The sequence below is a fragment of the Streptomyces sp. NBC_00212 genome (genome assembly GCF_045206365.1).
Taxonomy (GTDB): Bacteria; Actinomycetota; Actinomycetes; order Streptomycetales; family Streptomycetaceae; genus Streptomyces.
The window spans coordinates 2,604,661-2,631,009 of the sequence record NZ_CP108115.1 but is presented as its reverse complement, the minus strand read 5'-3'; the positions used below and the strand labels follow the sequence as shown (position 1 = coordinate 2,631,009).

Sequence of the window (26,349 nt, the reverse complement as noted above, 5' to 3'; positions counted from 1 at the left end):
ACTAACGCTCCTGCTGGTGAGTGGGGTCCACGTGGAAGCTGCCGGTGGAGCCGTTGCCGGCTTGCCGGCCCTGCTGGATGCCCCGGCGGAGATTGGTCAGTCGGCCGCGCACGTCGTCGGGCGCCCGGGAGACCTGGGGTCCTGCCTGGTGGTTCTGCTGCTGTGCGGTGCCCGGCACCAGGTTGGCACGCGGGACCCGCTTGGGAAGACCGGACGTGGTCACGCCGCCGGCGGCGGGCTTGCGGGCCCGCTCGGCCTGGCGGACCAGATCGTCGTTGGGCGAACTGCGCCAGGCGCCGGAGCCGTTGGAGGCGTCCGAGCCGTTGGCGCCGCTGTTCGCGTTGCCGTTCGTGTTGCCGCTCTCACGGACCGGGCGGCGCTCGGGGGCCGGCCGCTGCGGAGCGGCGCTCCGGCCCTGCGGGGCCTGCGGCTGCGGGGCCTGGGGCGCCTGCGGCGCGGGCTGCTGCGGCTGGCCGCCCTGCTGGCCCTGCTGCTGGAACCAGTTGGTCTCAAGGGTGTCGAACAGCGGCGTCCGCCCGTCACCGGCACCGGCCGGCGGCAGGGCCTCGTGCTGCGGCTGCGCGGGCAGGCTGCCGGCCGGCTGGCGCGGGCCGCCGAACTCGTTGCCGTCCCGGCGCTGACGCGGGGCGCCCTGACCGAAGTCCTGGCCCTGCTGGGGCGCCTGCTGCTGGTACTGCTGCGGCTGGACCGGCTGCGGCGCGGGGGGACGCGGCGCGTTGAAGTCCGGGCGGGCGAACTCGGAGGTCGCCGCCGGGTTCTGCCGGTCGTCGGCCGCGGGGCGCGGGTACGAGCCGGTGTCCTGGCCGGGCCGGGCGAACTGGCCGGTGGCGGACGGGTCCTGGTCCGGACGCGCGAACGAGCCCGTGCTGGAGGACTGGTCGCCGTACCCGTTGTAGGAGCCCGGGCGCTCGAACTGCCCGGTCGCCGAGGGGTCCTGCGCGGCCGGCGCGCCGAACACGTCGGGGCGTACGAACTGGCCGGTGCCCGAGTTCTGGTCCTGCTGGGCGCCCGGCGGGGGGCCGTCGAAGTCGGGGCGGGCGAACTCGGCGGTCGCGCCCGGACCCTGGCGGTCGTCGACGGCGGGACGCGGGTACTGGCCGGTGTGCTGCTCCGGCTCCTCGTGGCCGCGCGGCGCGTCCAGGGCCGAGGACTGGTCGGTGCCCCAGCTCGCGGCCTGCGGCCGGGCCGGCTGCTGCGTCAGCGGGTTGCCGCCGGGCAGCTCGGCGCGCGGGGCGCCGGGCGGCGGGGTGATCGGACGGTCGCCGCGGCGCGGCGCCGGGGCAGCGGCCGGGCCGCTGCCGAACGCGGACTGCTGGCCCTGCTGCTGGGGCTGACCCTGCTGCGGGCCGCCGCCCCGGGGCGGCAGCGCGGCGCGCGGGCCCTGACCACCGGTGACCTGGCCGCGCGGGGCGCCCGCCGCCAGTCGGCCGCCGGGAGCACCCGGGCCGCCGCTGAGCGGGCCGGCCGCGAGCCCGGCGCGCGAGGGCGGACCGCCCGCGAGGCCGGGACGGCCACCCTGGCCGGCCGGAACCTGCGGCTGACCGGCACCCGGCTTGCCGGGCACCTTCTTGCCGCCCTGGGCGACATCGACGGGCAGCATGACGAGCGCGGTCGTACCACCGGAGTCGGACGGGCGCAGCTGGATGCGGATGCCGTGTCGCAGGGACAGGCGGCCGACCACGAACAGACCCATGCGGCGCGAGACCGAGACGTCCACGGTGGGCGGCGACGCCAGCCGCTCGTTGATCGCGGCGAGGTCCTCGGGGGAGAGGCCGATGCCGGTGTCGTGGATCTCGACCAGGACGCGGCCGTCGGGCAGCGCGTGACCGGTGACGCGGACCTTGGTCTGCGGCGAGGAGAAGGAGGTGGCGTTCTCAAGGAGCTCGGCGAGGAGGTGCACGAGGTCGTTGACCACGCGTCCGGCGACCTCGGTCGCGGGCACGGCGGCCAGTTCGATGCGCTCGTACTGCTCCACCTCGGAGGCGGCGGCGCGGAGCACGTCGACCAGCGGGACCGGGCGGGTCCAGCGGCGGCCGGGCTCTTCACCGGCGAGGACGAGGAGGTTTTCGCCGTTACGGCGCATACGGGTCGCGAGGTGGTCCAGCTTGAAGAGTGAGGACAGCTGGTCCGGGTCGGCCTCGCGGGACTCCAGCTCGGAGATGAGCGAGAGCTGACGCTGAATCAGACCCTGGGAGCGGCGCGAGAGGTTGGTGAACATCGCGTTGACGTTGCCTCGCAGCAGGGCCTGCTCGGCGGCGAGTCGTACGGCCTCGCGGTGCACGTCGTCGAAGGCCGCGGCCACCTGGCCGATCTCGTCCCGGGAGTGCACGCCGACCGACTCCACGGAGGTGTCGACGTCCTGCGGGTCCGACTCCGAGAGCTGCTTGACGAGCTCGGGCAGGCGGTCCTGGGCGACCCGGGTCGCGGTGTCCTGCAGCCGCCGCAGCGAGCGGATCATGGAGCGGGCCACGACGAACGCGCCGACCAGCGAGACGCCGAGGACGACGAGGATCAGCACACCGTTGAGGATCGCGTCGCGCTGCGAGGTGTCGCGCAGCTCGCGGGCCTTCTGCTCCATCTCACCGAGCAGGGTCTGCTCGATGGTCTTCATCTGGTTGATCTTGTTGGAGTCCTGGTCGTACCAGTCGAGGTACGAGCGCTTCTGCTCCTGGTTGATCCCGCCGGGGTTCTTGAGCACGCGCTGCGAGTACGCGTTGGCGGCGGTGATCTCCGAGTTGCCCTTGTCGAGCGGGGCCATCAGCTCGGTGGAGTTGCCGCCGTTGGCCTCGTACACGGCCTGGAACGAGGAGAGCTCCTGGCGCTCGCCGTCCTGCGCGGCCTTGGCGTAGAGGCGGTCGGGCTCCAGGAGGTTGCCGGCCTTGTCCTTCGAGGCCGGCAGCGCCGCAGCGATGATCGCGCGCTGGACCGAGGCGTACTCCTTGGCGGAGGAGAAGGCCGCGAGCGCACGGGTCCGCTTGATCATCTCCGGGTTGGAGGTGGCCTGTGCCATGTCCTGGGAGAGGCTGAGCAGACCGCGGATGAGACGGCTGTAGGACTCGACCGTCTGGGAGTGGGTGGAGCCGTCCTTGTACGCGGTCTTGCGGATGTTCTCCAGCTCCGTGAGCTGGATCGCGATGTTGGTGACGTTCCGTCGGATCGACTGGAGCGCGTCGTCGTTGTCCGTGCCGCTGACGTCCTGCGTCGCGTTGATGAACGACTTCTTGACCAGGTCGGTGGCCGAGCGGTCGGTCTGGACGCGGGCGTCGGAGGTCCCCGTGGAGATCGGGCCCGCCGAGTCGTCGCGCTCGGTCTGGAGCGCGGCGGCGAGCTCGGTCGCCTGCTTGGTCATGTCGGTGAGCAGCTGCATGTGGTCGAGCTGCTGCATGTCGTTCATCGACTGGTTGATGCGCAGCCCGCCGAGGGCGGTCGCGGTGACCACGGGGAGGGCGAGCAGGGCGACCAGTCGGGTCGAGATGCGCCAGTTGCGCAGGGCTATTCGGGAGCCCGTGTCCACGGGTCCCGTCGGCTTCCGTTCGGCGCCGTTCTGGTCGCCGCCGGAGGGACCGGAGGGCCCGCTGGTGCGCGCCGTCTGGCCACTCGCCTCGCCGGCCGGCGAGGCGGAGGGGTTTTCGGGGCCCCGGGGGTTCTGGGCGTGCTGGGGCGAGGAACTGGCCGTCTTGGGGCCAGTCCCGCCCTGCGGCTCCTGCTCCGCCGCAGCGCTGCCATCCCTCTTGAAACGTCCCTGCACTAGCGTCGCAACCTCTGGACCAGGCGTCCCTCCGTAAGAACGGATAGGACGGTGTCGGCGTCATGGGGGGCACTGCGCGCCCCCTGTGTGGTCTGAGTGACCGGCGCTTGTCCTGCTCCCCCTCCCGCCGCTCACCCGGCGCTGCGTTGCGCCCCTGCGCGCCGGTCAGTGACCCGCGGCGGTGCGTGGAATTCCAGCACAGTGCCGGATCTCCAACAAGGCCCGCGTACCGGGCCGTGACCTGAGTGACACATTGTGAGTATCGCGTCACAAAATGTAGAAAGTGATCGCGGAGGAAACGGACTAATGGTTACGAGTCGCTTAGGGGTGGGGGGTGTCTGAGTCGCGATGATCAGGAGCGGAATGAAGGGTTCAATACCGGAATGTCCGTTCCTGGATGGCCAGTTGATGGACCTTTATATCCCTTTTGCGGCTTGATTCGTGAGCAAACTCACATGTCGATCGTCGTCTCTACGACCCTTTGCCGGGAATTCGAATGTTTAGCCTGACGCTTTACAGGGATGGCCAATCCGACAACCGGCGCCCCCGCGGCGCCCGTACCGACAGGGTTCGTAGCAGAGATGAAGACGACGATGATCATCCGGAACATAGCCAACCCGCGCCGCACCACCCTCGCGCACCTCGCGGACGCCGAGGAGCTCCAGCGGCCGGCCCAGCCGGAGCACACCGTCGAGCTGCCCACCCAGACGGCCAACCCGCGCCGCACCATTTTGATGAAGGCCCCGGCCCAGGCCGACGCCGCCGTCTGACCCGAGAGCCCCGGCGCCCCTCCTCGCCGCCCCGGCCAGGCCCCCGGCGAGAGGCTCCGCCGCCGGTCGCGCCACGGAGTAATGCGCACGGCCGGTGTCCCCGCCCGGTTAGCCTGGAGCGTCAGACTCCAGCCAGTACCAGCTAAGCGAAGTGAGGGGCGACAGCACTCGTGCGCATCGCCAGGTTCTCCATCGACGGCAATGTCGCCTTCGGAGCGGTCGAGGGCGAAGGCCCCGACGGTCTCGTACTCGACATCATCAAGGGCATTCCGTACGGCGACTTCGAACTCAGCGGCACCAAGGTGCCGCTGAGCAAGGTCCGCCTCCTGCCGCCCGTGCTCCCCAACAAGGTCGTGGCCATCGGCCGCAACTACGCGGAGCACGCGAAGGAGCTCGGCAACGAGGTCCCGGAGGTGCCGGTCGCCTTCTTCAAGCCGACCACCTCGGTGATCGGCCCCGGCGACAACATCGAGTACCCCTCCTTCTCCAACGAGCTGCACCACGAGGCCGAGCTCGCCGTCGTCATCGGCCGCATGTGCCGCGAGGTCCCGCGCGAGCGCGTCAAGGACGTCATCTTCGGCTACACCTGCGCCAACGACGTCACCGCCCGCGACGCCCAGCAGCGCGAGAAGCAGTGGGCCCGCGCCAAGGGCTTCGACACCTCGTGCCCGCTCGGCCCCTGGGTGGAGACCGACCTCGACCCCACGGACCTGGCCATCCAGGCGACGGTCAACGGCGAACAGCGCCAGCTCGGCCGCACGGCCGACATGATCCGCTCCATCGAGGACCTGGTCGTCCACATCACCGAGGCCATGACGCTGCTCCCGGGCGACGTCATCCTCACGGGCACTCCGGCCGGGGTCGGCCCCCTCAACGTCGGCGACGAAGTCGCCGTCACCATCGAAGGCATCGGCACTCTCACCAACAAGGTGATCAAGCGTGGCTAACGCGACTCCGGACGCTTCTGCGCGCGTCCGTTTCTGTCCCTCCCCGACCGGCAACCCCCACGTGGGCCTGGTCCGCACCGCCCTGTTCAACTGGGCGTTCGCCCGGCACCACGGCGGCACGTTCGTCTTCCGCATCGAGGACACCGACGCGGCCCGGGACAGCGAGGACTCCTACAACCAGCTCCTGGACTCCCTGCGCTGGCTGGGCTTCGACTGGGACGAGGGCCCGGAGGTCGGCGGCCCGCACGAGCCGTACCGCCAGTCGCAGCGGATGGACCTCTACAAGGACGTCGCCGAGAAGCTGCTCGCCGCCGGCAAGGCCTACCACTGCTACTGCACCACCGAGGAGCTCGACGCCCGCCGCGACGCGGCCCGCGCCGCCGGCAAGCCGTCCGGCTACGACGGCCACTGCCGCGAGCTGAGCGCCGAGCAGGTCGAGGCGTACAAGGCGGAGGGCCGCGCCGCGATCGTCCGCTTCCGCATGCCCGACGAGCCGATCACCTTCACCGACCTGGTCCGCGGCGAGCTGACCTTCACCCCGGACAACGTGCCGGACTACGGCATCGTCCGCGCGAACGGGGCGCCGCTCTATACGCTGGTGAACCCGGTCGACGACGCCCTGATGGAGATCACCCACGTCCTGCGCGGCGAGGACCTGCTGTCCTCGACCCCGCGCCAGATCGCCCTGTACAAGGCGCTGATCGAGCTGGGCGTGGCGAAGGAGATCCCGTCCTTCGGGCACCTGCCGTACGTGATGGGCGAGGGCAACAAGAAGCTCTCGAAGCGAGACCCGCAGGCCTCCCTGAACATCTACCGGGAGCGGGGCTTCCTCCCCGAGGGCCTCCTGAACTACCTCTCCCTCCTGGGCTGGTCGTTCTCGGCGGACCAGGACGTCTTCTCGATCCAGGACATGGTCGCGAAGTTCGACATCGCGGACGTGAACGCGAACCCGGCCCGCTTCGACCTGAAGAAGGCCGAGTCCATCAACGCGGACCACATCCGCATGCTGGACGAGAAGGCGTTCGCCGCGGCTTGCGAGCCGTGGCTGCGCGCCCCGCACGCGAACTGGGCCCCCGAGGACTTCGACCGCGCGGCCTGGGAGGCCATCGCCCCCCACGCGCAGACCCGCGTAACAGTCCTCTCGGACATCACGGCAAACGTGGACTTCCTCTTCCTCGACTCTCCCGTCGAGGACGAGGCGTCCTGGGCGAAGGCGATGAAGGAGGGCTCGGACGCGCTGCTGCGCACGGCCCGCGAGAAGCTGGAGTCGGCGGACTGGGCGTCCCCCGAGTCCCTCAAGAACGCGGTCCTGGCGGCGGGCGAGGAGCACGGCCTGAAACTGGGCAAGGCCCAGGCCCCGGTCCGCGTGGCGGTAACCGGCCGCACGGTGGGCCTCCCCCTCTTCGAGTCCCTGGAAATCCTGGGCAAGGAGAAGACGCTGGCAAGGATCGACGCGGCGCTGGCCAAGCTGGCGGCGTAGCCGTAAGCGATACGTGAACGAGGGGCGGCAGCCGGCGGGCTGCCGCCCCTCGGGCGTTTCTACCCCAACCGCTGGGCGAGCAGCGCGAGCCAGGCGCCGGGGGAGTACGGAGCCGGCGGGTCGACCTCCATGCCCAACTCGGCGACGGCAAGGGCACATTCGGACTCGTCCAGGCCAAGGGCGACCAGCTCGTGCAGTTCCCCGACGACCTTGGCGATGAGCGAGAGGTCCGTCGTCCCGCGGTAGTCCTCGATCGCGGCATCGTGATCGTCGAACTCGTCCGGCATGTCCTGCGAGAACCAGCCGCCGAGCAACTGGCCGAGCTCGGGGAAGCGGGCATGCCACTCCCAGTGGGTCACGGGAGCGGAAGGACGAGGCGCCTCCCCTTCCTCTTCCTCGATGCTGCGCCTGAGGTGATCGGCGAGGACAGTGAGCCAGCCCTGGATCTCGGCGTCGCCGAGCCCCACGTCCGGAACCGGGTAGAACTCCCCGAGCCGCTGCCGCAGCCGCCCGGGCGGCTCCTGGGCGTACTCCCGCAACTGACGCTCGGCGACGGCCAGCGCCCAGGGCCGGGTGTGCCAGGTGTGCCGTACGTACGCGTCGAGAGCGGTGCTGCGCCTTTCGGCGGTGTCGTCGGCGACCTGCCCGAGGTAGGCCCGCATGACCTGGCGACATCGACCGACTTCCAGCACCGGGGGTCTGAGGTCTCCCTCCGCATGACGGCGGCCACATCGCGCACCCAGTCCACCTGCGAGCACGGGCCCACGGCGACGTAGGTGTACCCCTGCTCGTACATCGCCAGTGCGTGTGCCCAGGCGGCTGCTTCTCGCGCCGACACGGCGCCTCCTCGTTGTCGCAGCCATCGACCAGCTCACCCACCCCATTTGGGCATGGAAGTGACCACGACGAAGGGCGGATTGAGGCTCGGGTCTTGCTATGACCGCCATGAATTCGTTCCCGGCTGTCGCCGCGGCACCGGCAGTCCCCCCCCCGCTAGGCGACGGCCATCCCCTTCAGGCCGTCCTCCATGGCGGCGACCGTTTGCAGGTCGCGGTAGGCGGAGCCGGCCGGACCCTGCCAGCCAGCCTGGATTCGATCGACGATCGCGTCCATGCGGCGGACCTGGTTGTCCAGGTGGCGCTGCATGTCCTCGATGTCACCGGCCAACTTCTTCAGACCGTCGTCCTCGGGAGTCTTGAGATCCGGGTTGCTTTGCATGCCGCCCTCTGGGTGGCTTGTCGTCCAATGGCCCTAGATCTTGCGCGGGCACGTTGACAACACGTCCCAGTGGCAAGGACGTTGCCACTGCGGCGGAGCCAGGCCCGCGACAGCGCCGCCCCGGAGCGCACTGTCAGTGCGGGGAGTTATGTTTCAGAGACAGCGAACTGCCGCCGCCTTTATGCCTGTCACCCCGGGAGACCCTCATGCCCATGCCCGCCCCCGACTTCTCCTGGCACTTCACTCCGGGCAACGTGTTCGCGGAGGAGTCGGGCAGCACCGGCACGATGAGCGTGGTGCGGGGTGGGGAGTTGTGGCTGCACACCGGGCGGGTCATCGCCTGTGACCCGTTCGTCTCGCTCGGGGCCGGGGAGGCCGAGCCGTTCACGGCGCAGGTGGAGCCGGGGCGGTACCGGGTGGACGCGGCCGTGGCGACGCTGGTGCGCGAGGGGGAGCCGGAGGCGGACACCCCGCATCTGCGGGTGGCCGCCGCGCGCCTCGTAATAAAGGAGGCTCCGACCGTCTCGTGGGAGCTCGCGCTCCAGCCCGGCCAGGACCTCGCCGAGCTCGATGACGAGGAGTTCTTCGGGTACGGGGTCGACGCGGGCACCGGCTGCTTCTACGACGCCGGGTCCGACGGCTCGTTCCCCGACTGCGAGGGCGACGAGGGCCCGCTCTGGGACGCCTTCGACACCGTCCCGCCCGCACCGGGTCCGCACACCGTGACCGCCCCCGCGACCGGCCACAACCTGATCGCCTTCACCTCGGGCTGGGGCGATGGTGCGTACCCGACGTGGATAGGCCGCGACGAAGCGGGCGCGATCACCTGCTTCGTCACCGATTTCTTCGTCGTCCCGGCCGAGGCGCTCGTTCCCTGAGGTCCTGCCCCCACCCGCATATGCCAGAACGCCGTCCGTGGTCCGGACGCAAGGCCTACGCTCGAAGCATGGCCATCCGCGCGGTCCTGTGGGACATCGACGACACGATCTTCGACTACTCCGCGGCCTCCCGCTCCGGCATGCGCACGCACCTCGGCCTGGAGGGGCTGCCCGGCGCGTACGAATCCTTGGAGCGGGCGCTCGACCGCTGGGAAGAGCTCACCGCCTACCACTGGGCGCGGTTCGCGTCGGGGGAGACCGACTGGCACGGGCAGCGCCGCGATCGGGCGCGGGCCTTCGTGAACGAGGACATGAGCGACGACGACGCCGACGCCTGGTTCGACCGGCACATCGCGCACTACGAAGCCGCCTGGAGCCTCTTCCCGGACGCCCTGCCCGTTCTCGACGTACTCGCCGAGGGCTACCGGCACGCCATCCTCTCCAACTCCTCCCTCCTCAACCAGGAGCGGAAGCTCCAGATCCTCGGCGTGCGGGACCGTTTCGAGGCGCTGCTGTGCGCCGCCGAACTCGGCATCGCCAAGCCGGAGGCGGCCGCCTTCCACGCCGGCTGCGAGGCGCTCGGACTGCCGCCCGAGGAAGTCGTCTACGTGGGTGACCAGCCGGACATCGACGCACGCGGGGCGGACGAGGCGGGGCTCAAGGGAGTCTGGCTGGATCGCTCGGGGACCGGCGGACGACCCGAGCTCATCCGCATCACGGGACTCGACCAGCTCCCCGACCTCCTGCGCCTCGATACCCGTTTTGGAGCGCCGGACACCTTCGGGTAATGTTCTTCCTGCGCCGAGGGGAGCGGGAAGAAAAGCCCCGAACCGAAAGCGCAAGCCAAACAAAACTCCCCACAGGAGTTGCGTTTTGGTGGGCTATGGTGTAATTGGCAGCACGACGGTTTCTGGTTCCGTTAGTCTAGGTTCGAGTCCTGGTAGCCCAGCTCGCAGAGCTTTATCTGCAAGGCCCCCGTTGTGTAGCGGCCTAGCACGCCGCCCTCTCAAGGCGGTAGCGCCGGTTCGAATCCGGTCGGGGGTACAGATCCTTCCCGCGGGATCGCCAGGGTCGCACCCGGCGAACTCGATGCAGGATCGCTAGGGCCCCCGTTGTGTAGCGGCCTAGCACGCCGCCCTCTCAAGGCGGTAGCGCCGGTTCGAATCCGGTCGGGGGTACTGGTCTAAACCACCATGGGCTATGGTGTAATTGGCAACACTACGGTTTCTGGTACCGTCATTCTAGGTTCGAGTCCTGGTAGCCCAGCGGGTCATTTCAAGATCCTGGATCTTCTTCGAAGGTCCGAAAACGCAGGTAGGCCCCCGTTGTGTAGCGGCCTAGCACGCCGCCCTCTCAAGGCGGTAGCGCCGGTTCGAATCCGGTCGGGGGTACGCACAGAGAATGGGCCCTTCGCATCTTGCGGAGGGCCTTTTCGTTTGCCCGAACGCACACCCCGGACGCATTCCGGAGGGCTCAACTCCCCGATCGCGCAGGGGCGTTCGGCGCACCCGACCCGAACCGCCCTCCCCGCACCGCCGGTTGAGCGGCCCCGGACACACCTCCGGCCCACCGCTGCGGCGTTGAAGCGGTGGGCCGGAATGTGGCAGAAGGGAAAGACGTCAGTTGCGGCGCAGGGCCTCGGACAGCCGGGCGGCGGCGTCGATGACCGCCTGGGCGTGCATCCGGCCCGGGTGCCGGGTCAGCCGCTCGATCGGACCGGAGACCGAGACGGCGGCCACCACCCGGTTCGACGGGCCGCGCACCGGCGCCGACACCGAGGCCACGCCCGGCTCGCGCTCGCCGATCGACTGGGCCCAGCCCCTGCGACGTACCCCGGAAAGGGCCGTCGCCGTGAAGCGGGCGCCCTGGAGGCCGCGGTGCAGGCGCTCCGGCTCCTCCCAGGCCATCAGGATCTGGGCGGACGAGCCGGCCTTCATGGTCAGCGTGGAGCCGACCGGGACGGTGTCGCGCAGGCCGGAGAGGCGCTCGGCGGCCGCCACGCAGATCCGCATGTCGCCCTGCCGGCGGTAGAGCTGCGCGCTCTCGCCCGTGACGTCACGCAGATGCGTCAGGACCGGGCCGGCCGTGGCCAGCAGGCGGTCCTCGCCGGCTGCCGCCGCGAGCTCGGCCAGGCGCGGGCCGAGAATGAAACGGCCCTGCATGTCCCGAGCCACCATCCGGTGGTGTTCCAGTGCCACGGCTAGGCGATGTGCCGTGGGTCGTGCGAGCCCAGTGGCCGCGACCAGACCTGCGAGGGTGGCCGGACCGGACTCCAGAGCGCTCAAGACAAGGGCAGCCTTGTCCAGAACGCCGACGCCGCTAGAGTTGTCCATGCAACGATATTCGCGTCTCACTCTGTGAAACGCAAGTTCAATTTTCTCCGGAAGTCGTCAAGCTGTACTGGCGATCCGTACAACGGATCCGGCCTTCGTCCGGGGCGTGCGGTACGGGCAGGGGCAATCGATCTCTAGTAGTGCCGGCGAAGACGCCGGCCGGAGGGAAGGCGATGGGTAGGACACTCGCGGAGAAGGTCTGGGACGACCATGTCGTCAGGCGAGCCGAGGGCGAGCCGGACCTGCTCTTCATCGATCTGCACCTGTTGCACGAGGTGACCAGCCCGCAGGCCTTCGACGGACTGCGCAAGAACGGTCGCCAGGTGCGGCGCCTCGACCTCACCATCGCCACCGAGGACCACAACACCCCCACCATCGACATCGACAAGCCGATCGCGGACCCGGTCTCCCGGGTCCAGCTGGAGACGCTGCGCAAGAACTGCGCCGAGTTCGGTGTGCGCCTGCACCCGCTGGGCGACGTCGAGCAGGGTGTTGTCCACGTGGTGGGACCGCAGCTGGGACTGACCCAGCCCGGCACCACCGTGGTCTGCGGCGACTCGCACACCTCCACCCACGGCGCCTTCGGCGCGCTCGCGTTCGGCATCGGCACCAGCCAGGTCGAGCACGTCCTGGCCACCCAGACGCTGCCGCTGGCCCCGTTCAGGACGATGGCCATCACCGTCGAGGGCGAGCTGCCCGACGGCGTCACCGCCAAGGACCTGATCCTCGCCATCATCGCGAGGATCGGCACCGGCGGCGGCCAGGGCTACGTCCTGGAGTACCGCGGCTCCGCCATCGAGAAGCTGTCGATGGAAGCCCGCATGACCATCTGCAACATGTCGATCGAGGCCGGCGCCCGCGCGGGCATGATCGCCCCCGACAGGACCACGTTCGACTACCTGGAAGGGCGCGCCCACGCCCCGCAGGGCGAGGACTGGGACGCGGCGGTCGCGTACTGGAAGACGCTGAAGACGGACGAGGACGCGGTCTTCGACGCCGAGGTCGTCATCAAGGCCGACGAGCTCTCGCCGTTCGTCACCTGGGGCACCAACCCGGGCCAGGGCGCGCCGCTGTCGGCGAAGGTCCCCGACCCGGCTTCGTACGAGGACGCTTCGGAGCGCCTGGCCGCCGAAAAGGCCCTGGAATACATGGGGTTGACCGCCGGGCAGGAGCTGCGCGACATCAACGTCGACACCGTCTTCGTAGGTTCGTGCACCAACGGCCGCATCGAGGACCTGCGCAACGCGGCGGCCGTCATCGAGGGCCGCAAAGTCGCCGACGGCGTACGGATGCTGGTCGTCCCGGGCTCGGTCCGGGTCGCCCTGCAGGCCATGGACGAGGGCCTGGACAAGGTGTTCACGGCCGCCGGCGCCGAATGGCGGCACGCGGGCTGCTCGATGTGCCTGGGCATGAACCCGGACCAGCTGGCCCCCGGCGAGCGCTCCGCGTCCACCTCCAACCGCAACTTCGAGGGCAGGCAGGGCAAGGGCGGCCGCACCCACCTGGTCTCGCCGCAGGTCGCCGCCGCCACCGCGGTTCTCGGCCATCTGGCCTCGCCCGCCGACCTGTCCGACGCCCGTACCCCCGTGGAGGCCTGAGAACCATGGAAGCTTTCACCACGCACACCGGCCGGGCCGTACCGCTGCGCCGCTCCAACGTCGACACCGACCAGATCATCCCGGCCCACTGGCTGAAGAAGGTCACCCGCGACGGCTTCGAGGACGGGCTCTTCGAGGCCTGGCGCAAGGACTCCGAGTTCATCCTGAACAAGCCCGAGCGCAAGGGCGCCACGGTTTTGGTGGCGGGCCCCGACTTCGGTACCGGCTCCTCCCGCGAGCACGCGGTGTGGGCGCTGCAGAACTACGGCTTCAAAACGGTGATCTCGTCCCGCTTCGCCGACATCTTCCGCGGCAACTCGCTGAAGAACGGGCTGCTCACCGTCGTTCTCGACCAGAAAGTCGTGGACGCGCTGTGGGAGCTGACCGAGCGCGACCCTCAGGCCGAAATCGCTGTTGACCTGCAGGATCGCCAGGTTCGCGCGGAAGGCGTCACTGCCGACTTCGAACTCGACGAGAACGCCCGCTGGCGGCTCCTGAACGGCCTGGACGACATCTCGATCACGCTCCAGAACGAGCCCGAGATCGCCTCCTACGAGGCCCGCCGACCCGCCTTCAAGCCGAGCACGATCCAGGCCTGAACCGCGTATTGACCCCCCTTCGGCTGCATCGCGCCCCCCGTTTTCCGGATTGATTTCCGGGCGGGGGGCGCGTCGCGTTTTGGGCTCCGGGGGTGACGTCAACTAGCCTTGCACGCAGGGCAGATGGCCGGATAGTCGCTTGCGCGATCGAGGTACCGTACGGACGTCCAGGAGTCGCTGGATTCGCTCAGTTGCCCCCGCCGGAGGTGACAACTCGCCTCAGATGGCACAATCGACGCATGGAACGCGACAGCCAACTCAAGCTCTACGGGCTGGTGGCGGACCAACTGAAAGAAGCGCACACAAGGGTGCGCGAACTGCAAGTCCCGGAGGGCGTACGGATGGCGCTGTCCCGGAAGCTGCTGGTCATAACAGCGGCGGCCAAACACGATCTCGCCGATGCGGCAACGCGTCTGGAGCGGTTGATGAAGGACCTCGACGAGGGCCGATTCCCCGAAGGCGACTGAGCCGTAAGGAACTCGGCGAGAGCCGACTTCGTTGCGGCACTAGGGTGATTAGCCCGTTTCGTGTTTGATTTGCGGTATATATCTGCCTAACGTGCGAAAAGGCCTGGACACTTTCGCTCAGGCAATGTCTCCGAAGGGGAAGACGTGAACAAGGCGCAGCTCGTAGAAGCGATTGCCGACAAGGTCGGCGGCCGTCAGCAGGCCGCGGACGCGGTGGACGCGGTGCTGGACGCGATCGTCCGTGCGGTCGTCGCCGGCGACCGCGTCTCGGTCACCGGTTTCGGCTCGTTCGAGAAGGTCGACCGCCCGGCCCGGTACGCCCGCAACCCGCAGACGGGTGAGCGCGTACGGGTCAAGAAGACCTCGGTTCCGCGCTTCCGCGCGGGTCAGGGCTTCAAGGACCTCGTCGCGGGCTCGAAGAAGCTCCCGAAGAACGACGTGGCCGTCAAGAAGGCCCCCAAGGGCAGCCTCTCCGGCGGTACTTCCAGCCGCAGCACCGTCAAGAAGGCCGCGGCCAAGAAGGCCACCGCCAAGAAGACGGTCGCCAAGAAGGCCACCGCGGTGAAGAAGACCGCCGCGGCGAAGACCACGGCGGCCAAGAAGACCACCACGAAGAAGGCGACCGCCAAGAAGACGACGGCCACCGCCAAGAAGGCCGCGCCGGCGAAGAAGGCCGCGACCGCCAAGAAGGCCGCCGCGAAGAAGACCGCGCCGGCCAAGAAGGCCGTCGCCAAGAAGGCCCCCGCGAAGAAGGCCACGGCGCGCAAGACCACCGCCAAGAAGGCGACCGCTCGCAAGAAGTAGCCACCAGCGGCAAGGCTCAAGCGCCGGGCCGGGCTCCCCTCGGGGAGACCCGGCCCGCGGCCGTTTTCGGCCAAGTCGCCCCGCGCGCTCCGGGGCTCAGAACGTCTGCAGCGTCACCAGCGTGATGCGCAGGTCCGCCCCCGACCCCTCGGTCTCGATGCGGACCCGCTGCCCGGGCCTCAGCAGCCGCAGCCCGCCCGCGTCGAAGGCCGGGGCCCCGAAGTCCACCGGGGTGCCGTCGTCGAGCAGCACACTGCCGCTGCGGGTCTCGGAGTCGTATGTGTACGCGGTCGCCTGCATACCGGCCAGCCTAGTGCCCCCGTACGGGGTCCAGGGCGTCCCGCAGCGCGGTGGTGGCCGGGCCCACGCCGAGGGACAGCGCGGCCCGCAGATCCGCGCCCGTGTCGACGTCCCGGCGCACCGAATCCACGCCGTCGAGCAGGATTTCGGCGGCCCCCGAAGCCGAATGCGCGGCCCGTGAAGGCCCGCCGAATACCGGGCTCAAATCCCTGCCGGGAACCGCCGAAAGGAAAGTCGTCCCGATTCCCGCCGCATCCGCGAGAAAAGCCCGCGGAAATGCGGCGGCCGCGGCGAGCACCCGGCCCAGTTCCGCGGGGCGCAGCGCGGGCAGGTCCGCGTTGAGGGCGGCCACCGGGAGCGCCGGATGCCGCGAGCGCATCCGGTACGCCCCGTGCGCCAGCGCGGCGTTGAGGCCAGCGCCGGGGGAGTCGGGCACGATGCGCGCACCCAGCGCGGCCAGCTCGGCGCCCGCCAGCGGATCGTCCGTGACGACCGCCACATTGCGCACGGCGGGGCACTCCAGCGCGGCGGCCACGGTGTCCAGCGCGAACGCGAGGGCGAGCCGCGGCCGGAGCTCGTCGCCGACGGCGGCCGCCAGCCTGCTCTTGGCCAGCACCAAGGGCTTCAGCGGGATGACGAGGGACCAGCGGGCAGCTGTGGCGGTGTTCGTGGCGTCCCCTCCGTCCGGGCGCCGCCCCGAGTGGGCCGGGCGGCGGCGGGCTTCATTGTCACCCGCCCGGAGGGCCGGTGTCCGGGCCGGGGCGTACGGTGTTCTCGACAGACCAGGGGCCTGGGGCGACACTTGCCCCCAGCAGCCACGCAGCGTCAGTTCCCCGGTCTCGCAGAGGCCCGGCCGGGGTCCGCAGAGGAAGGTGTCCGAGTGTCCCGCCGCAGAATCGGCTTCTGGTACCGCCTGGCGGCGGTCATCGCAAAACCGCCGCTGGTCGTTCTGTTCAAGCGGGACTGGCGGGGAATGGAGAACATTCCGGCCGACGGCGGATTCATCACCGCCATCAATCACAACTCGTATCTGGACATGTTCTCGTACGGGCATTTCCAATACAACACGGGCCGGGTACCCCGATTCCTGGCGAAGGCCGCGCTTTTCAAGGCCCCCGGCGTCGGGATCCTGCTGCGCGGCACGGGCCAGATTCCCGTCTACCGCGAGTCCACCAACGCGGTGGGCGCCTTCCGAGCCGCGGTGGACGCCGTGGAGCGCGGTGAATGCGTCGCCTTCTACCCCGAAGGCACCCTCACCCGCGACCCCGGCCAGTGGCCGATGACCGCGAAGACCGGGGTCGCGCGGGCCGCCCTGATGACGCGGGCGCCGGTCGTCCCGATCGCCCAGTGGGGCGCCAACTTGGCGATGCCGCCCTACGCCAAGGAGAAGAAGGTCAACTTCTTCCCGCGCAAGACGCTCCAGGTGAAGGCCGGTCCGCCGGTCGACCTCGACCGGTTCTACGACAAGGAGCCGACGCCCGAGGTCCTCAAGGAGGTGACCGAGGTCATCATGGCCGCGATCACCACGCTGCTTGAGGAGTTGAGGGGCGAGAAGGCCCCCGAGAAGCCGTACGATCTGCGCGAAGTCCGCGCACGGCAGCGCCGCGAGGCCGCCGGGGAGGGCACCAAGTGACACACGGCACCACCAAGGCAGCGGTATTCGGGACCGGTTCGTGGGGCACGGCGTTCGCCATGGTCCTCGCCGACGCGGGCTGCGAAGTCACCCTGTGGGCCCGCCGCCCCGAACTCGCCGAAGCGGTCAACTCCACGCGTACGAACCCGGACTACCTGCCGGGCATCGAACTCCCCGCGTCCGTACGGGCCACCACCGACCCCGCACAAGCCGCGGCCGGCGCCGACTTCACCGTCCTCGCCGTCCCGTCGCAGACGCTCCGCGACAACCTCGCCGCCTGGGCGCCGCTGCTGGCCCCCGACACCGTGCTCGTCTCCCTGATGAAGGGCGTCGAACTCGGCACCGCCAAGCGGATGAGCGAGGTCATCTCCGAGGTCGCCAAGGTCTCCGAGGACCGCGTCGCCGTGGTCACCGGGCCCAACCTGGCGAAGGAGATCGCCAAGCGGATGCCTGCCGCGGCCGTCGTCGCCTGCCGCGACGAGGCCGTCGCCCAGCGCCTGCAGGCCGCCTGCCACACCCCCTACTTCCGCCCGTACACCAACACCGACGTGGTGGGCTGCGAACTCGGCGGCGCCGTCAAGAACGTCATCGGGCTCGCCGTCGGCATCGCCGACGGCATGGGGCTCGGCGACAACGCCAAGGGCTCGCTCATCACCCGCGGCCTCGCCGAGACGACCCGGCTCGGCCTCGCGATGGGCGCCGACCCGCTGACGTTCTCCGGCCTCGCGGGCCTCGGCGACCTCGTCGCCACCTGCTCCTCGCCGCTCTCGCGCAACCACACCTTCGGCACCAACCTCGGCAAGGGCATGACCCTGCAGGAGACCATCGCGGTCACCAAGCAGACCGCGGAGGGCGTCAAGTCCTGTGAATCCGTGCTGGATCTGGCCCGCCGGCACGGCGTCGACATGCCCATCACGGAGACCGTCGTCGGCATCGTCCACGAGGGCAAGCCGCCGGTCGTCGCCCTCAAGGAGCTGATGTCCCGCAGCGCCAAGGCCGAGCGGCGCTGACACCGCCGGGCCCGGGCGGCCATGGATGCGGCGCCTCGAACGGGTACCCTCAACGCGATATGAGCAGCGAGAACCTCCCCCAGAGCCCTGAGAAGCAGCTCCGCAAGCCGCGGGTGGCCGTAGTGTTCGGCGGCCGCAGTTCGGAACACGGCATCTCGGTCGTGACCGCCGGCGCGGTGCTGCGCGCCATCGACCGTACGAAGTACGACGTGCTGCCCATCGGCATCACGACGGACGGCCGCTGGGCGCTCACCGCCGACGAACCGGAGCGCATGGCGATCAGCGACCGGCGCACCCCGAGCGTCGACGAGCTCGCCGAGTCCCCCGACGGCGGCGTGGTCCTGCCCGTGGACCCGGGCAGCCGCGAAGTCGTCTACAGCGAGCCCGGAATGGTGCCCAAGGTCCTCGGCGAGGTCGACGTCGTCTTCCCGATGCTGCACGGCCCGTACGGCGAGGACGGCACCCTCCAGGGCCTCCTGGAGCTCTCCGGCATCCCGTACGTCGGCGCGGGCGTCCTCGCCTCGGCCGTCGGCCAGGACAAGGAGTACATGAAGCGCGTCTTCACCTCCTTCGGGCTGCCCGTCGGGCCCTACCTCGTGGTGCGCCCGCGCGAGTGGGAGCAGGACGAGAAGGCCGCCCGCCAGCGCATCGCGGACTTCGCCGGTGAGCACGGCTGGCCGCTGTTCATCAAGCCGGCCCGGGCCGGCTCCTCGTTCGGCATCACCAAGGTGGACTCCTTCGAGGGCCTGGACGAGGCCATCGCCGAGGCCCGCCGCCACGACCCCAAGTTCCTCGTCGAGTCGCTGCTGCGCGGCCGCGAGATCGAATGCGGGGTGCTCGAATTCGAGGACGGACCGCGGGCGAGCGTGCCCGCCGAGATCCCGCCGGTGACGGCCCACGAGTTCTACGACTTCGAGGCCAAGTACATCGACTCGGCGGCCGGCATCGTGCCCGCGCCGATCGGCGAGGAGGCCACCGCCGAGGTGCGGCGCCTGGCCGTGGAAGCCTTCGAGGCCGCCTCCTGCGAGGGCCTGGTCCGCGCGGACTTCTTCCTTCAGGACAACGGTGAGTTCGTGATCAACGAGATCAACACGATGCCGGGCTTCACGCCGATCTCGATGTACCCGCGGATGTGGCAGGAGAGCGGCGTCGAGTACGCGGACCTGGTCGACAAGCTGATCCAGGCGGCCCTTCGCCGGTCCACGGGCCTGCGCTAGAGGGAGTTCTTGGTGGCCTTGAGGACGGGGGCGCCGAACGCCTGGAGCACGGACGCGTCGTGCGCGTACCGGGTCCCCGTCAGGAGCTCGATGTAGGGGTCCCGGTAGGCGCTGACGAACCGGGGGCCCTCGGAGCGCGGGAACACGACCCACCAGACCCCGTTCACCTGAACCCCGTTGGACTTGGGGTCGTTCATCTCGTCGCCCCGCGCGATCCCGCAGCGCAGTACGATCTCCGCGTCCCCGTCCCCCCACCGGGCCGTCAGCGGCGAGTCCGGGGTGGGGTCGTGCCGCTTCTGCCCGGCCACGGTGTCGGGCAGGAGCTTGTCCAGGGCCGCGCACGCGGCCGCCTCCTTCGCAGGTGGCGAGGGAACCGCCACCTGCGCGGTGGCGTCGGACGAAGAACAGCCCGCGGCCGCCAGGACGGCGACCGCGGACAGGACGAGAAGCGGCCGGCGGCGAGAGAGAGTCACCGGCCCAGGGTATGCGGGGGCTACAGATGGACGACCGGGCAGGTCAGCGTTCTTGTGATGCCGTCCACCTGCTGGACCTTGGCGACCACCATGCGACCGAGTTCGTCGACCGTCTCGGCCTGGGCACGGACGATCACGTCGTAGGGTCCGGTCACGTCTTCGGCCTGGATCACGCCGGCGAGCTTTCCGATGGCCTCGGCGACTGTCGACGCCTTGCCCACCTCGGTCTGAATGAGGATGTACGCCTGTACCACGGAACCTCCAGGGCGGCCACGAGGATCATGTGGGGGAGAGAAAGAGACGCCACGGTACCGCGTCGCCACGCGCGACGGGGAGACCCGCGCGACCGGCCGCTCGCGCCGAGGGGCGAGAGCGGCCATGAAGTTGACGTATGTGTTGACGGTACCCACGCCCGTGACCGCTCGCGACCGCAGGCGCACGGGGGCAGATGGGGTACGAAGATGAGAGGTGGGACACGGTGAAAGGCACTGTGGGCGAGTTGGGGGAGTTCGGGCTCATCAGGGAGCTGACCTCCCGGCTCACCTCCACCCCCGCGGTCCGGCTGGGCCCGGGCGACGACGCGGCGGTCGTGACCGCACCCGACCGCAGGGTGGTCGCCAGCACGGACATCCTCCTTGAGGGACGGCACTTCCGGCGCGACTGGTCGACGGCGTACGACGTGGGCCGCAAGGCCGCCGCGCAGAACTTGGCCGACATCGCCGCCATGGGCGCGGTGCCGACGGCGGTCCTGCTCGGCCTCGTCGTACCGGCCGAACTGCCGGTCACCTGGCCCACCGAGCTGATGGACGGCATCCGCGACGAGTGCCAGGTCGCGGGCGCGGCCGTGGTCGGCGGCGACGTCGTACGCGGGGACACCATCACCGTCGCGATCACCGCGCTCGGCGATCTGCGCAACCACGAGCCGGTGACCCGGGCCGGCGCGCAGCCCGGCGACGTCGTCGCGGTGACGGGCTGGCTCGGCTGGTCGGCGGCGGGCTACGCGGTGCTCTCGCGCGGCTTCCGCTCGCCGCGTGCCTTCGTCGAGGCGCACCGCCGCCCCGAGCCCCCGTACCACGCAGGCCCCGCCGCGGCCGGCCTCGGCGCCACCGCCATGACCGACGTCAGCGACGGCCTGGTCGCCGACCTCGGCCACATCGCCGAGGCCAGCAAGGTCCGCATCGACCTGCGCTCGGGCCTCATCGACATCCCGACGCAGATGAGCGACATCGGCCAGGCCGTCGGCGTCGACCCGCTCCAGTGGGTGCTCACCGGCGGCGAGGACCACGCGATCGTGGCGACGTTCCCGCCGGACGTGAAGCTGCCCGCCCGCTGGAAGGTCATCGGCGAGGTCCTCAACCCGTCCGCGCTGCCCACCGTCACCGTGGACGGCGCGCCCTGGACCAGCAAGGGCGGCTGGGACCACTTCGGGGACGATCCCGCGTGATCCCCAACGTGCTGACCGTCGCCGGATCGGACTCCGGCGGCGGCGCGGGCATCCAGGCCGACCTCAAGACGATGCTGGCGCTCGGCGTGCACGGCATGAGCGTGATCACCGCCGTCACCGCGCAGAACTCGCTGGGCGTGCACGGTGCCTGGGAACTGCCGGTGGAGGCGGTGCGGGCCCAGTACCGGGCCGTCGTCGACGACATCGGCGTCCAGGCCGTGAAGACCGGCATGCTGTCCTCGGCGCCCTTGGTGGAGGCGGTCGCCGAGCTGCTCGCCGGCACCGACGCCCCGGTCGTCGTGGACCCGGTGGGTGTGTCCAAACACGGCGACCCGCTGCTCGCAGCCGAGGCCCTCGACTCCGTACGCACCCGGCTGCTGCCGACCGCGACCGTCGCCACCCCCAACCTGGACGAGGTGGCCCAGCTCACCGGCGTCCACGTCGAGGACGAGGACGGGATGCGCCGGGCGGCCGACGCGATCTTGGAGTTCGGGCCCCGGTGGGCGCTCATCAAGGGCGGGCACTACCCCGGCGACGCCATGGACCTGCTCACCGACGGCGCCGAGGAGCACTGGCTGCGGGCCCCGCGCCTGGACAACCGGCACACCCACGGCACGGGCTGCACGCTCGCCTCCGCCATCGCCTCGGGCCTCGCCAAAGGCCTGACCGTGCCCGAGGCGGTGCGGGCGGCCAAGGAGTACGTGACGGGCGCCATCGCCGCGGGGTTCGCGCTGGGCGCGGGCATCGGCCCGGTCGACCACGGCTGGCGCTTCAGATAGCCCACGGCGTGCGAGTACGGCTCGCGGCCACGTCTCGCGGGTACGGCAAAAAGCCGGTCCACCGAGGTGGACCGGCTTTTCAAGGCAACCGCAGGGGCTGCGCTACGACAGACGTCGCAATTAGCGCGAGACCTTGCCGGCCTTGATGCACGAGGTGCAGACGTTGAGCCGCTTCGGCGTCCGACCGACCACGGCACGCACACGCTGGATGTTCGGGTTCCAGCGACGAGACGTACGGCGGTGCGAGTGCGAAATGTTGTTGCCGAAGCCCGGCCCCTTGCCGCAGACGTCGCAGTTGGCAGCCACGGGTCACTCCAAAGACTTCAGATGCATTAAATGCACTTACAGTGAAATCCGGCGCACCGGAATCAGAGATCTGAAGTGGCTTGCCGGGGGAATTGGCCCGACTCTCGCCGGGCAACCGAAGCAGCATACAACGGCTGCTCCCGAGATACGAAACTACCACGGCCCCGGCCGCCCCCGCCCCGGACCCGGGCCCGCACCGGGTCTACCCTGCGCTCAGAGCCTGTGTCTGCGCCCCGCCAGGGCCCGCGGCCATCCGCTTCCCGCCCGCAAGGAGGACCACCAGGTGCCGCAGACCCTCGATGCCGTCGCGGTACGCGGCTGGTGCGCGCTGGCGCTGGACGCGCTGGGCCGGGACCGCGAGGCGATCGACGCCATCAACGTGTATCCCGTCGCGGACGGGGACACCGGCACCAACCTCTACCTGACGATGGAGTCCGCGGCCCAGGCCGTCGAGGCCGTCTTCGCCGCCTACCCCGAGCCCCCCGTGTACGACGGCGTCCCGCCCGTCGCCGATGTCGTACGGGCCATGGCGCACGGCGCGCTGATCGGCGCCCGCGGAAACTCCGGCACGATCCTCGCCCAGCTCCTGCGGGGCATGGCGGAGGTCGTCGCGGACGGCGGGGGCGACCTGGCCGCGGCGCTGCGCAGGGCGTCCTCCGCCGCCTACCTCGCGGTCGCGCACCCCGTCGAGGGCACCGTCCTTTCGGTGGCCACCGCCGCCGCCGAGTCCGCCGAGAACGCGAGCGGCACCCCGGCCGCGGTGGCCCAGGCCGCCTACGCGGGCGCCCGGGATGCCCTGGACCGGACGCCCTCCCAGCTCGCCGCCCTCGGGCGCGCGGGCGTCGTCGACGCGGGTGGCCGGGGCCTGGTGACGGTGCTCGGCGCCCTGGTCCAGGCACTGTCCGGCGAGGCCCCCGTCGTACGCCACGAGGCGCGGGTGCCCGTGCCCGTGAAGGACTGCCCGGCCGAGGCCGCAGGAGCGGGGCCCGCCTTCGAGGTGATCTACCTCCTGGAGGCCGACGACGCGGCCGTGGACCGGCTGCGGGGCAGGCTCGACGGGCTCGGCGACTCCTTGGTGGTCGTCGGCGGCGACGGGCTCTGGAACGTCCACGTGCACGTCGACGACGCGGGCGCCGCCGTCGAGGCCGGCGTCGAGGCGGGCCGGCCCTACCGGATCCGGATCACGCACTTCGAGCCGCCCGCGGTCGTCCAGCCGCCCCGGGAGCAGGTCCAGCGGGCCGTGGTCGCCGTCGTGCCCGGCGAGGGCCTGGCCGGGCTCTGCGCCGAGGCGGGGGCGACGACCGTCCTTGCCCGGCCCGGCGAGGCCCCGGCCAGCGGGGAGCTCGTCGAGGCGATCCGGCGCGCGCACGCCCGCGAGGTCGTGCTGCTGCCGAACGACGCCGAGCTGCGCCACACCGCCGCGGCCGCCGTCGAACAGGCGCGGGCCGAAGGCATCCGGGTCGCGCTCATCCCGACCCGGGCCGCCGTCCAGGGCATCGCGGCGCTCGCCGTGCACGCACCCGAGCGGCGCTTCGACGAGGATGTCGTCGCGATGACCGCCGCGGCCGGCGCCACCCGGCACGCCGAACTCGCCGTCGCCGAACGGCAGTCGTGGACGATGGCCGGGGTCTGCCAGGCCGGGGACGTCCTCGGCCTCATCGACGGCGACGTGGTGGTCATCGGCCACGACCTGGCCGACACCGCTCGCACCGTCCTGGACCGGATGCTGGCCGCGGGCGGCGAGCTGGTCACCCTGGTCCTGGCCGCCGACGCGCCGCCGGAGCTGGCGGCCCTGCTCGAATCCCACGTCGGCAAGGCCCACTTGGCGGTCGACACCGTGGTGTACGAAGGCGGCCGCCAAGGGGTGCCGCTGCTGATCGGCGTGGAGTAGCAACTCCCTTGGCACGCTTGGCAGTTGGGGTCGTGCGGATGCTTCCGCTCCGCCTCGGCCACGCGGCCGTGCAGGCTTTCGCAGGGGTGGGGCGGGGTGTCGCCCCAAGGGGCCCGCGGCGCGGGTCTGACCAGCGGTTGTCCACAGGCTTTCGCGGGCTGTCAGTCCGGTGGTGTGCAATGGATCGCGTGCCTGCGCTCGAAGAACCACTGAAGAAGCTGCTCGGCGGACCCACCGCGAAGGTGATGGCCGAGCACCTCGACCTGCACACGGTCGGCGACCTCCTGCACCACTACCCGCGGCGGTACGAGGAGCGCGGCCAGCTCACCAAGCTGGCCGAGCTGCCCCTGGACGAGGACGTCACGGTCGTCGCCCAGGTCGCCGACGCCCGGGTGCACACCTTCAACGGAGGGCGCGGCCAGCGCCTGGAGATCACCATCACCGACGGCAGCGGCCGGCTCCAGCTGGTGTTCTTCGGGCGCGGCATCCACAAGCCGCACAAGGAACTGCTGCCCGGCAGCCGGGCGATGTTCGCCGGCAAGGTGTCGATGTTCAACCGGCGCATGCAGCTCGCCCACCCCACCTACGCGAAGCTGGGCGCGGATCCGGCCGAGGGCGGCGACACGGTGGACATCGACTCGTGGGCGGGCGCCCTGATCCCGATCTACCCGGCCTGCAAGGGCCTGGAGTCCTGGAAGATCGCCAAGGCGGTCGACGCGGTGCTGCCCAGCGCCCAGGAGGCCGTCGACCCGCTCCCGGAGGCTCTGCGCGAAGGCCGCGGATTCGTGTCCCTGCCCGAAGCCCTCCTCAAGGTCCACCGGCCGCGCACCAAGGCCGACATCGAGGACGCCCGCCAGCGCCTGAAGTGGGACGAGGCGTTCGTCCTCCAGGTGGCCCTCGCCCGTCGCCGCCACGCGGACGGCCAACTCCCCGCCGTAGCAAGGCGACCGGCTCCCGGCGGCCTCCTCGACGCGTTCGACGCCAAGCTGCCCTTCACCCTCACCGAGGGCCAGCAGAAGGTCTCCAGGGAGATCTTCGACGACCTCGCCACGGAGCACCCGATGCACCGGCTGCTTCAGGGCGAGGTCGGAAGCGGGAAGACGATGGTCGCGCTGCGCGCCATGCTCGCCGTCGTCGACTCCGGCGGGCAGGCCGCGATGCTCGCGCCCACCGAGGTCCTCGCCCAGCAGCACCACCGCTCCATCACCGAGATGATGGGCGAGCTCGCCGAGGGCGGCATGCTGGGCGGCTCCGACCTCGGGACCAAGGTCGTCCTGCTCACCGGCTCCATGGGGATGCCCGCCCGGCGCCAGGCCCTGCTCGACCTGGTCACCGGCGAGGCCGGAGTCGTCATCGGCACGCACGCCCTGATCGAGGACAAGGTGCAGTTCCACGACCTCGGCCTGGTCGTCGTCGACGAGCAGCACCGCTTCGGCGTCGAGCAGCGCGACGCCCTGCGCGGCAAGGGCAAGCAGCCCCCGCACCTGCTCGTCATGACGGCCACGCCCATCCCGCGCACGGTCGCCATGACGGTCTTCGGCGACCTGGAGACCTCGGTCCTGGACCAGCTGCCCGCCGGGCGCTCGCCCATCGCCAGCCACGTCGTCCCCGCCCAGGACAAGCCGCACTTCCTGGCCCGGGCCTGGGAGCGGGTCCGCGAAGAGGTCGACAAGGGGCACCAGGCGTACGTGGTGTGCCCGCGCATCGGGGACTCCGCAGACGAGGCAGACGAGGCGAAGACCGCCAAGGGGAAGAAGAAGGCCGAGGAGGCCGAGACCGCCGACAAGCGGCCCCCGCTCGCCGTGATCGAGATCGCGGACCAGCTGTCCAAGGGCCCCCTCCAGGGGCTGCGCACCGAGATCCTGCACGGCCGGATGCAGCCGGACGACAAGGACGACGTGATGCGCCGGTTCGGCGCCGGCGAGGTGGACGTCCTGGTCGCCACCACCGTCATCGAGGTCGGCGTGAACGTGCCGAACGCCACCGCGATGGTGATCATGGACGCCGACCGGTTCGGCGTCTCCCAGCTCCACCAGCTGCGCGGCCGCGTCGGCCGAGGCTCCGCGCCGGGCCTGTGCCTCCTGGTCACCGACATGCCGGAGGCGAGCCCGGCCCGGGCGCGCCTGAACGCCGTCGCCTCCACCCTCGACGGCTTCGAGCTCTCCCGCATCGACCTCGAACAGCGCCGCGAGGGCGATGTGCTCGGCCAGGCCCAGTCCGGGGTGCGCTCCTCGCTGCGGATGCTCACCGTCATCGACGACGAGGAGGTCATCGCCGCCGCCCGCGAGGAAGCCGCCACGGTGGTCGCCGAGGACCCGGACCTCGAACACCTCCCGGGGCTGCGCACGGCCCTGGACGCCCTCCTGGACAAGGACCGCGAGCAGTACCTCGACAAGGGCTGAGAGACTGGGGGAGCACATCCGACGCATGTAC

At 70.8% G+C, this 26,349-nt stretch carries 25 protein-coding genes and 5 tRNA genes; 21 read left to right on the top strand and 9 right to left on the bottom strand.

Annotated features, from left to right (window positions below):
- Position 1: 1 nt before the first annotated feature.
- Positions 2-3,769: a nitrate- and nitrite sensing domain-containing protein gene (locus OHA17_RS11855; protein ID WP_406506442.1), complete on the bottom strand. Its 3,768-nt coding sequence runs from the start codon at positions 3,767-3,769 to the stop codon at positions 2-4.
- 581 nt (positions 3,770-4,350) lie between these two features.
- Here OHA17_RS11855 and OHA17_RS11850 point away from each other — a divergent pair.
- The 3 genes from OHA17_RS11850 to gltX all read left to right on the top strand — a co-directional run bounded on the left by OHA17_RS11850 (position 4,351) and on the right by gltX (position 6,966).
- Positions 4,351-4,539: a hypothetical protein gene (locus tag OHA17_RS11850; RefSeq protein ID WP_053727888.1), complete on the top strand. Its 189-nt coding sequence runs from the start codon at positions 4,351-4,353 to the stop codon at positions 4,537-4,539.
- 170 nt (positions 4,540-4,709) lie between these two features.
- A complete protein-coding gene (locus tag OHA17_RS11845; protein WP_398878362.1) occupies positions 4,710-5,486 on the top strand; it encodes a fumarylacetoacetate hydrolase family protein in 777 nt (258 codons plus the stop codon).
- A complete protein-coding gene (gltX, locus tag OHA17_RS11840; RefSeq protein ID WP_406506440.1) occupies positions 5,479-6,966 on the top strand; it encodes a glutamate--tRNA ligase in 1,488 nt (495 codons plus the stop codon). The genes OHA17_RS11845 and gltX overlap by 8 nt, the downstream gene beginning before the upstream one ends.
- 59 nt (positions 6,967-7,025) lie before the next feature.
- Here the strand turns inward: gltX and OHA17_RS11835 are convergent, their stop codons facing one another.
- Complete coding sequence (locus OHA17_RS11835; RefSeq protein WP_406506438.1) at positions 7,026-7,628, bottom strand: contact-dependent growth inhibition system immunity protein; 603 nt, start codon at positions 7,626-7,628, stop codon at positions 7,026-7,028.
- A gap of 331 nt (positions 7,629-7,959) precedes the next feature.
- Positions 7,960-8,184 carry a WXG100 family type VII secretion target gene (locus OHA17_RS11830; RefSeq protein ID WP_406506436.1) on the bottom strand — a complete coding sequence of 75 codons (225 nt, stop codon included), beginning with the start codon at positions 8,182-8,184 and terminating at the stop codon, positions 7,960-7,962.
- A 206-nt stretch (positions 8,185-8,390) separates the two neighbouring features.
- Here OHA17_RS11830 and OHA17_RS11825 point away from each other — a divergent pair, with 206 nt between their 5' ends.
- From OHA17_RS11825 to OHA17_RS11795, 7 genes are all read left to right on the top strand, one after another.
- Positions 8,391-9,062, top strand: a complete 672-nt coding sequence (locus tag OHA17_RS11825; protein ID WP_406506434.1) for a DUF4241 domain-containing protein — start codon at positions 8,391-8,393, stop codon at positions 9,060-9,062.
- Positions 9,063-9,130: 68 nt separating this feature from the next.
- Positions 9,131-9,850, top strand: a complete 720-nt coding sequence (locus tag OHA17_RS11820) for an HAD family hydrolase (protein ID WP_406506432.1) — start codon at positions 9,131-9,133, stop codon at positions 9,848-9,850.
- 89 nt (positions 9,851-9,939) lie between these two features.
- Positions 9,940-10,011, top strand: a tRNA-Gln gene (locus tag OHA17_RS11815).
- A gap of 22 nt (positions 10,012-10,033) precedes the next feature.
- A tRNA-Glu gene (locus OHA17_RS11810) sits at positions 10,034-10,106 on the top strand.
- A 61-nt stretch (positions 10,107-10,167) separates the two neighbouring features.
- Positions 10,168-10,240, top strand: a tRNA-Glu gene (locus OHA17_RS11805).
- 16 nt (positions 10,241-10,256) lie between these two features.
- Positions 10,257-10,328, top strand: a tRNA-Gln gene (locus tag OHA17_RS11800).
- Positions 10,329-10,380: 52 nt separating this feature from the next.
- Positions 10,381-10,453, top strand: a tRNA-Glu gene (locus tag OHA17_RS11795).
- 228 nt (positions 10,454-10,681) lie between these two features.
- On the opposite strand, the gene ndgR is transcribed toward OHA17_RS11795, so the two are convergent.
- Positions 10,682-11,395, bottom strand: coding sequence for an IclR family transcriptional regulator NdgR (gene ndgR, locus OHA17_RS11790; protein WP_053727893.1), 714 nt, complete (start codon positions 11,393-11,395; stop codon positions 10,682-10,684).
- A 173-nt stretch (positions 11,396-11,568) separates the two neighbouring features.
- Here ndgR and leuC point away from each other — a divergent pair, with 173 nt between their 5' ends.
- The 4 genes from leuC to OHA17_RS11770 all read left to right on the top strand — a co-directional run bounded on the left by leuC (position 11,569) and on the right by OHA17_RS11770 (position 14,863).
- Complete coding sequence (gene leuC / locus OHA17_RS11785; protein ID WP_406506431.1) at positions 11,569-12,993, top strand: 3-isopropylmalate dehydratase large subunit; 1,425 nt, start codon at positions 11,569-11,571, stop codon at positions 12,991-12,993.
- Between the two features lie 5 nt (positions 12,994-12,998).
- Positions 12,999-13,592 (top strand): 3-isopropylmalate dehydratase small subunit, encoded by a 594-nt coding sequence (leuD, locus tag OHA17_RS11780; protein WP_406506429.1) that lies wholly within the window; start codon positions 12,999-13,001, stop codon positions 13,590-13,592.
- Positions 13,593-13,831: 239 nt separating this feature from the next.
- Positions 13,832-14,059, top strand: coding sequence for a hypothetical protein (locus tag OHA17_RS11775; RefSeq protein ID WP_053727896.1), 228 nt, complete (start codon positions 13,832-13,834; stop codon positions 14,057-14,059).
- Between the two features lie 144 nt (positions 14,060-14,203).
- Complete coding sequence (locus OHA17_RS11770) at positions 14,204-14,863, top strand: HU family DNA-binding protein (protein ID WP_053727897.1); 660 nt, start codon at positions 14,204-14,206, stop codon at positions 14,861-14,863.
- A gap of 96 nt (positions 14,864-14,959) precedes the next feature.
- On the opposite strand, the gene OHA17_RS11765 is transcribed toward OHA17_RS11770, so the two are convergent.
- Both OHA17_RS11765 and cofC read right to left on the bottom strand, forming a co-directional pair.
- Positions 14,960-15,163, bottom strand: coding sequence for a hypothetical protein (locus OHA17_RS11765; protein ID WP_053727898.1), 204 nt, complete (start codon positions 15,161-15,163; stop codon positions 14,960-14,962).
- 10 nt (positions 15,164-15,173) lie between these two features.
- Positions 15,174-15,797 (bottom strand): 2-phospho-L-lactate guanylyltransferase, encoded by a 624-nt coding sequence (cofC, locus tag OHA17_RS11760; RefSeq protein WP_406510691.1) that lies wholly within the window; start codon positions 15,795-15,797, stop codon positions 15,174-15,176.
- A 246-nt stretch (positions 15,798-16,043) separates the two neighbouring features.
- On the opposite strand from cofC, the gene OHA17_RS11755 reads away from it, so the two are divergent.
- From OHA17_RS11755 to OHA17_RS11745, 3 genes are read left to right on the top strand one after another with little or no spacing between them, the layout of a single operon-like run.
- Positions 16,044-16,796: a 1-acyl-sn-glycerol-3-phosphate acyltransferase gene (locus OHA17_RS11755; protein WP_053727899.1), complete on the top strand. Its 753-nt coding sequence runs from the start codon at positions 16,044-16,046 to the stop codon at positions 16,794-16,796.
- Positions 16,793-17,806 carry an NAD(P)H-dependent glycerol-3-phosphate dehydrogenase gene (locus OHA17_RS11750; RefSeq protein WP_398878348.1) on the top strand — a complete coding sequence of 338 codons (1,014 nt, stop codon included), beginning with the start codon at positions 16,793-16,795 and terminating at the stop codon, positions 17,804-17,806. The genes OHA17_RS11755 and OHA17_RS11750 overlap by 4 nt, the downstream gene beginning before the upstream one ends.
- A 59-nt stretch (positions 17,807-17,865) precedes the next feature.
- Positions 17,866-19,023 (top strand): D-alanine--D-alanine ligase family protein, encoded by a 1,158-nt coding sequence (locus OHA17_RS11745; protein WP_053727900.1) that lies wholly within the window; start codon positions 17,866-17,868, stop codon positions 19,021-19,023.
- Here OHA17_RS11745 and OHA17_RS11740 read toward each other — a convergent pair.
- Both OHA17_RS11740 and OHA17_RS11735 read right to left on the bottom strand, forming a co-directional pair.
- The gene (locus tag OHA17_RS11740; RefSeq protein ID WP_406506425.1) at positions 19,020-19,496 is read right to left on the bottom strand and encodes a DUF3515 family protein; all 477 of its coding nucleotides are present in this window, start codon (positions 19,494-19,496) and stop codon (positions 19,020-19,022) included. The two genes, OHA17_RS11745 and OHA17_RS11740, sit on opposite strands and share 4 nt — an antisense overlap.
- A 20-nt stretch (positions 19,497-19,516) precedes the next feature.
- Positions 19,517-19,750 carry an Lrp/AsnC family transcriptional regulator gene (locus OHA17_RS11735; RefSeq protein WP_053727902.1) on the bottom strand — a complete coding sequence of 78 codons (234 nt, stop codon included), beginning with the start codon at positions 19,748-19,750 and terminating at the stop codon, positions 19,517-19,519.
- A 224-nt stretch (positions 19,751-19,974) separates the two neighbouring features.
- Here OHA17_RS11735 and OHA17_RS11730 point away from each other — a divergent pair, with 224 nt between their 5' ends.
- Together OHA17_RS11730 and thiD are read left to right on the top strand one after the other, a co-directional pair.
- On the top strand, positions 19,975-20,940 hold the full coding sequence (locus OHA17_RS11730; protein ID WP_053727946.1) for a thiamine-phosphate kinase: 966 nt from the start codon (positions 19,975-19,977) through the stop codon (positions 20,938-20,940).
- The gene (gene thiD / locus OHA17_RS11725) at positions 20,937-21,719 is read left to right on the top strand and encodes a bifunctional hydroxymethylpyrimidine kinase/phosphomethylpyrimidine kinase (protein ID WP_406506422.1); all 783 of its coding nucleotides are present in this window, start codon (positions 20,937-20,939) and stop codon (positions 21,717-21,719) included. The genes OHA17_RS11730 and thiD overlap by 4 nt, the downstream gene beginning before the upstream one ends.
- 120 nt (positions 21,720-21,839) lie before the next feature.
- On the opposite strand, the gene rpmB is transcribed toward thiD, so the two are convergent.
- Positions 21,840-22,025, bottom strand: a complete 186-nt coding sequence (gene rpmB, locus OHA17_RS11720) for a 50S ribosomal protein L28 (protein ID WP_003957616.1) — start codon at positions 22,023-22,025, stop codon at positions 21,840-21,842.
- 283 nt (positions 22,026-22,308) lie between these two features.
- On the opposite strand from rpmB, the gene OHA17_RS11715 reads away from it, so the two are divergent.
- Entirely contained in the window at positions 22,309-23,916 is a 1,608-nt protein-coding gene (locus OHA17_RS11715) for a DAK2 domain-containing protein (protein ID WP_406506420.1), read from the top strand.
- A 179-nt stretch (positions 23,917-24,095) separates the two neighbouring features.
- Entirely contained in the window at positions 24,096-26,318 is a 2,223-nt protein-coding gene (recG, locus tag OHA17_RS11710) for an ATP-dependent DNA helicase RecG (RefSeq protein ID WP_406506418.1), read from the top strand.
- The last annotated feature ends 31 nt before the right edge of the window (positions 26,319-26,349 follow it).

Coding starts and splice junctions, on each gene's coding strand:
- OHA17_RS11850 (WP_053727888.1), top strand. CDS start 4,351: ATGAAGACGACGATGATCATCCGGAACATAGCCAACCCGCGCCGCACC.
- OHA17_RS11835 (WP_406506438.1), bottom strand. CDS start 7,628: ATGCGGGCCTACCTCGGGCAGGTCGCCGACGACACCGCCGAAAGGCGC.
- OHA17_RS11830 (WP_406506436.1), bottom strand. CDS start 8,184: ATGCAAAGCAACCCGGATCTCAAGACTCCCGAGGACGACGGTCTGAAG.
- OHA17_RS11825 (WP_406506434.1), top strand. CDS start 8,391: ATGCCCATGCCCGCCCCCGACTTCTCCTGGCACTTCACTCCGGGCAAC.
- OHA17_RS11820 (WP_406506432.1), top strand. CDS start 9,131: ATGGCCATCCGCGCGGTCCTGTGGGACATCGACGACACGATCTTCGAC.
- ndgR (WP_053727893.1), bottom strand. CDS start 11,395: ATGGACAACTCTAGCGGCGTCGGCGTTCTGGACAAGGCTGCCCTTGTC.
- leuC (WP_406506431.1), top strand. CDS start 11,569: ATGGGTAGGACACTCGCGGAGAAGGTCTGGGACGACCATGTCGTCAGG.
- leuD (WP_406506429.1), top strand. CDS start 12,999: ATGGAAGCTTTCACCACGCACACCGGCCGGGCCGTACCGCTGCGCCGC.
- OHA17_RS11775 (WP_053727896.1), top strand. CDS start 13,832: ATGGAACGCGACAGCCAACTCAAGCTCTACGGGCTGGTGGCGGACCAA.
- OHA17_RS11765 (WP_053727898.1), bottom strand. CDS start 15,163: ATGCAGGCGACCGCGTACACATACGACTCCGAGACCCGCAGCGGCAGT.
- OHA17_RS11745 (WP_053727900.1), top strand. CDS start 17,866: ATGAGCAGCGAGAACCTCCCCCAGAGCCCTGAGAAGCAGCTCCGCAAG.
- recG (WP_406506418.1), top strand. CDS start 24,096: ATGGATCGCGTGCCTGCGCTCGAAGAACCACTGAAGAAGCTGCTCGGC.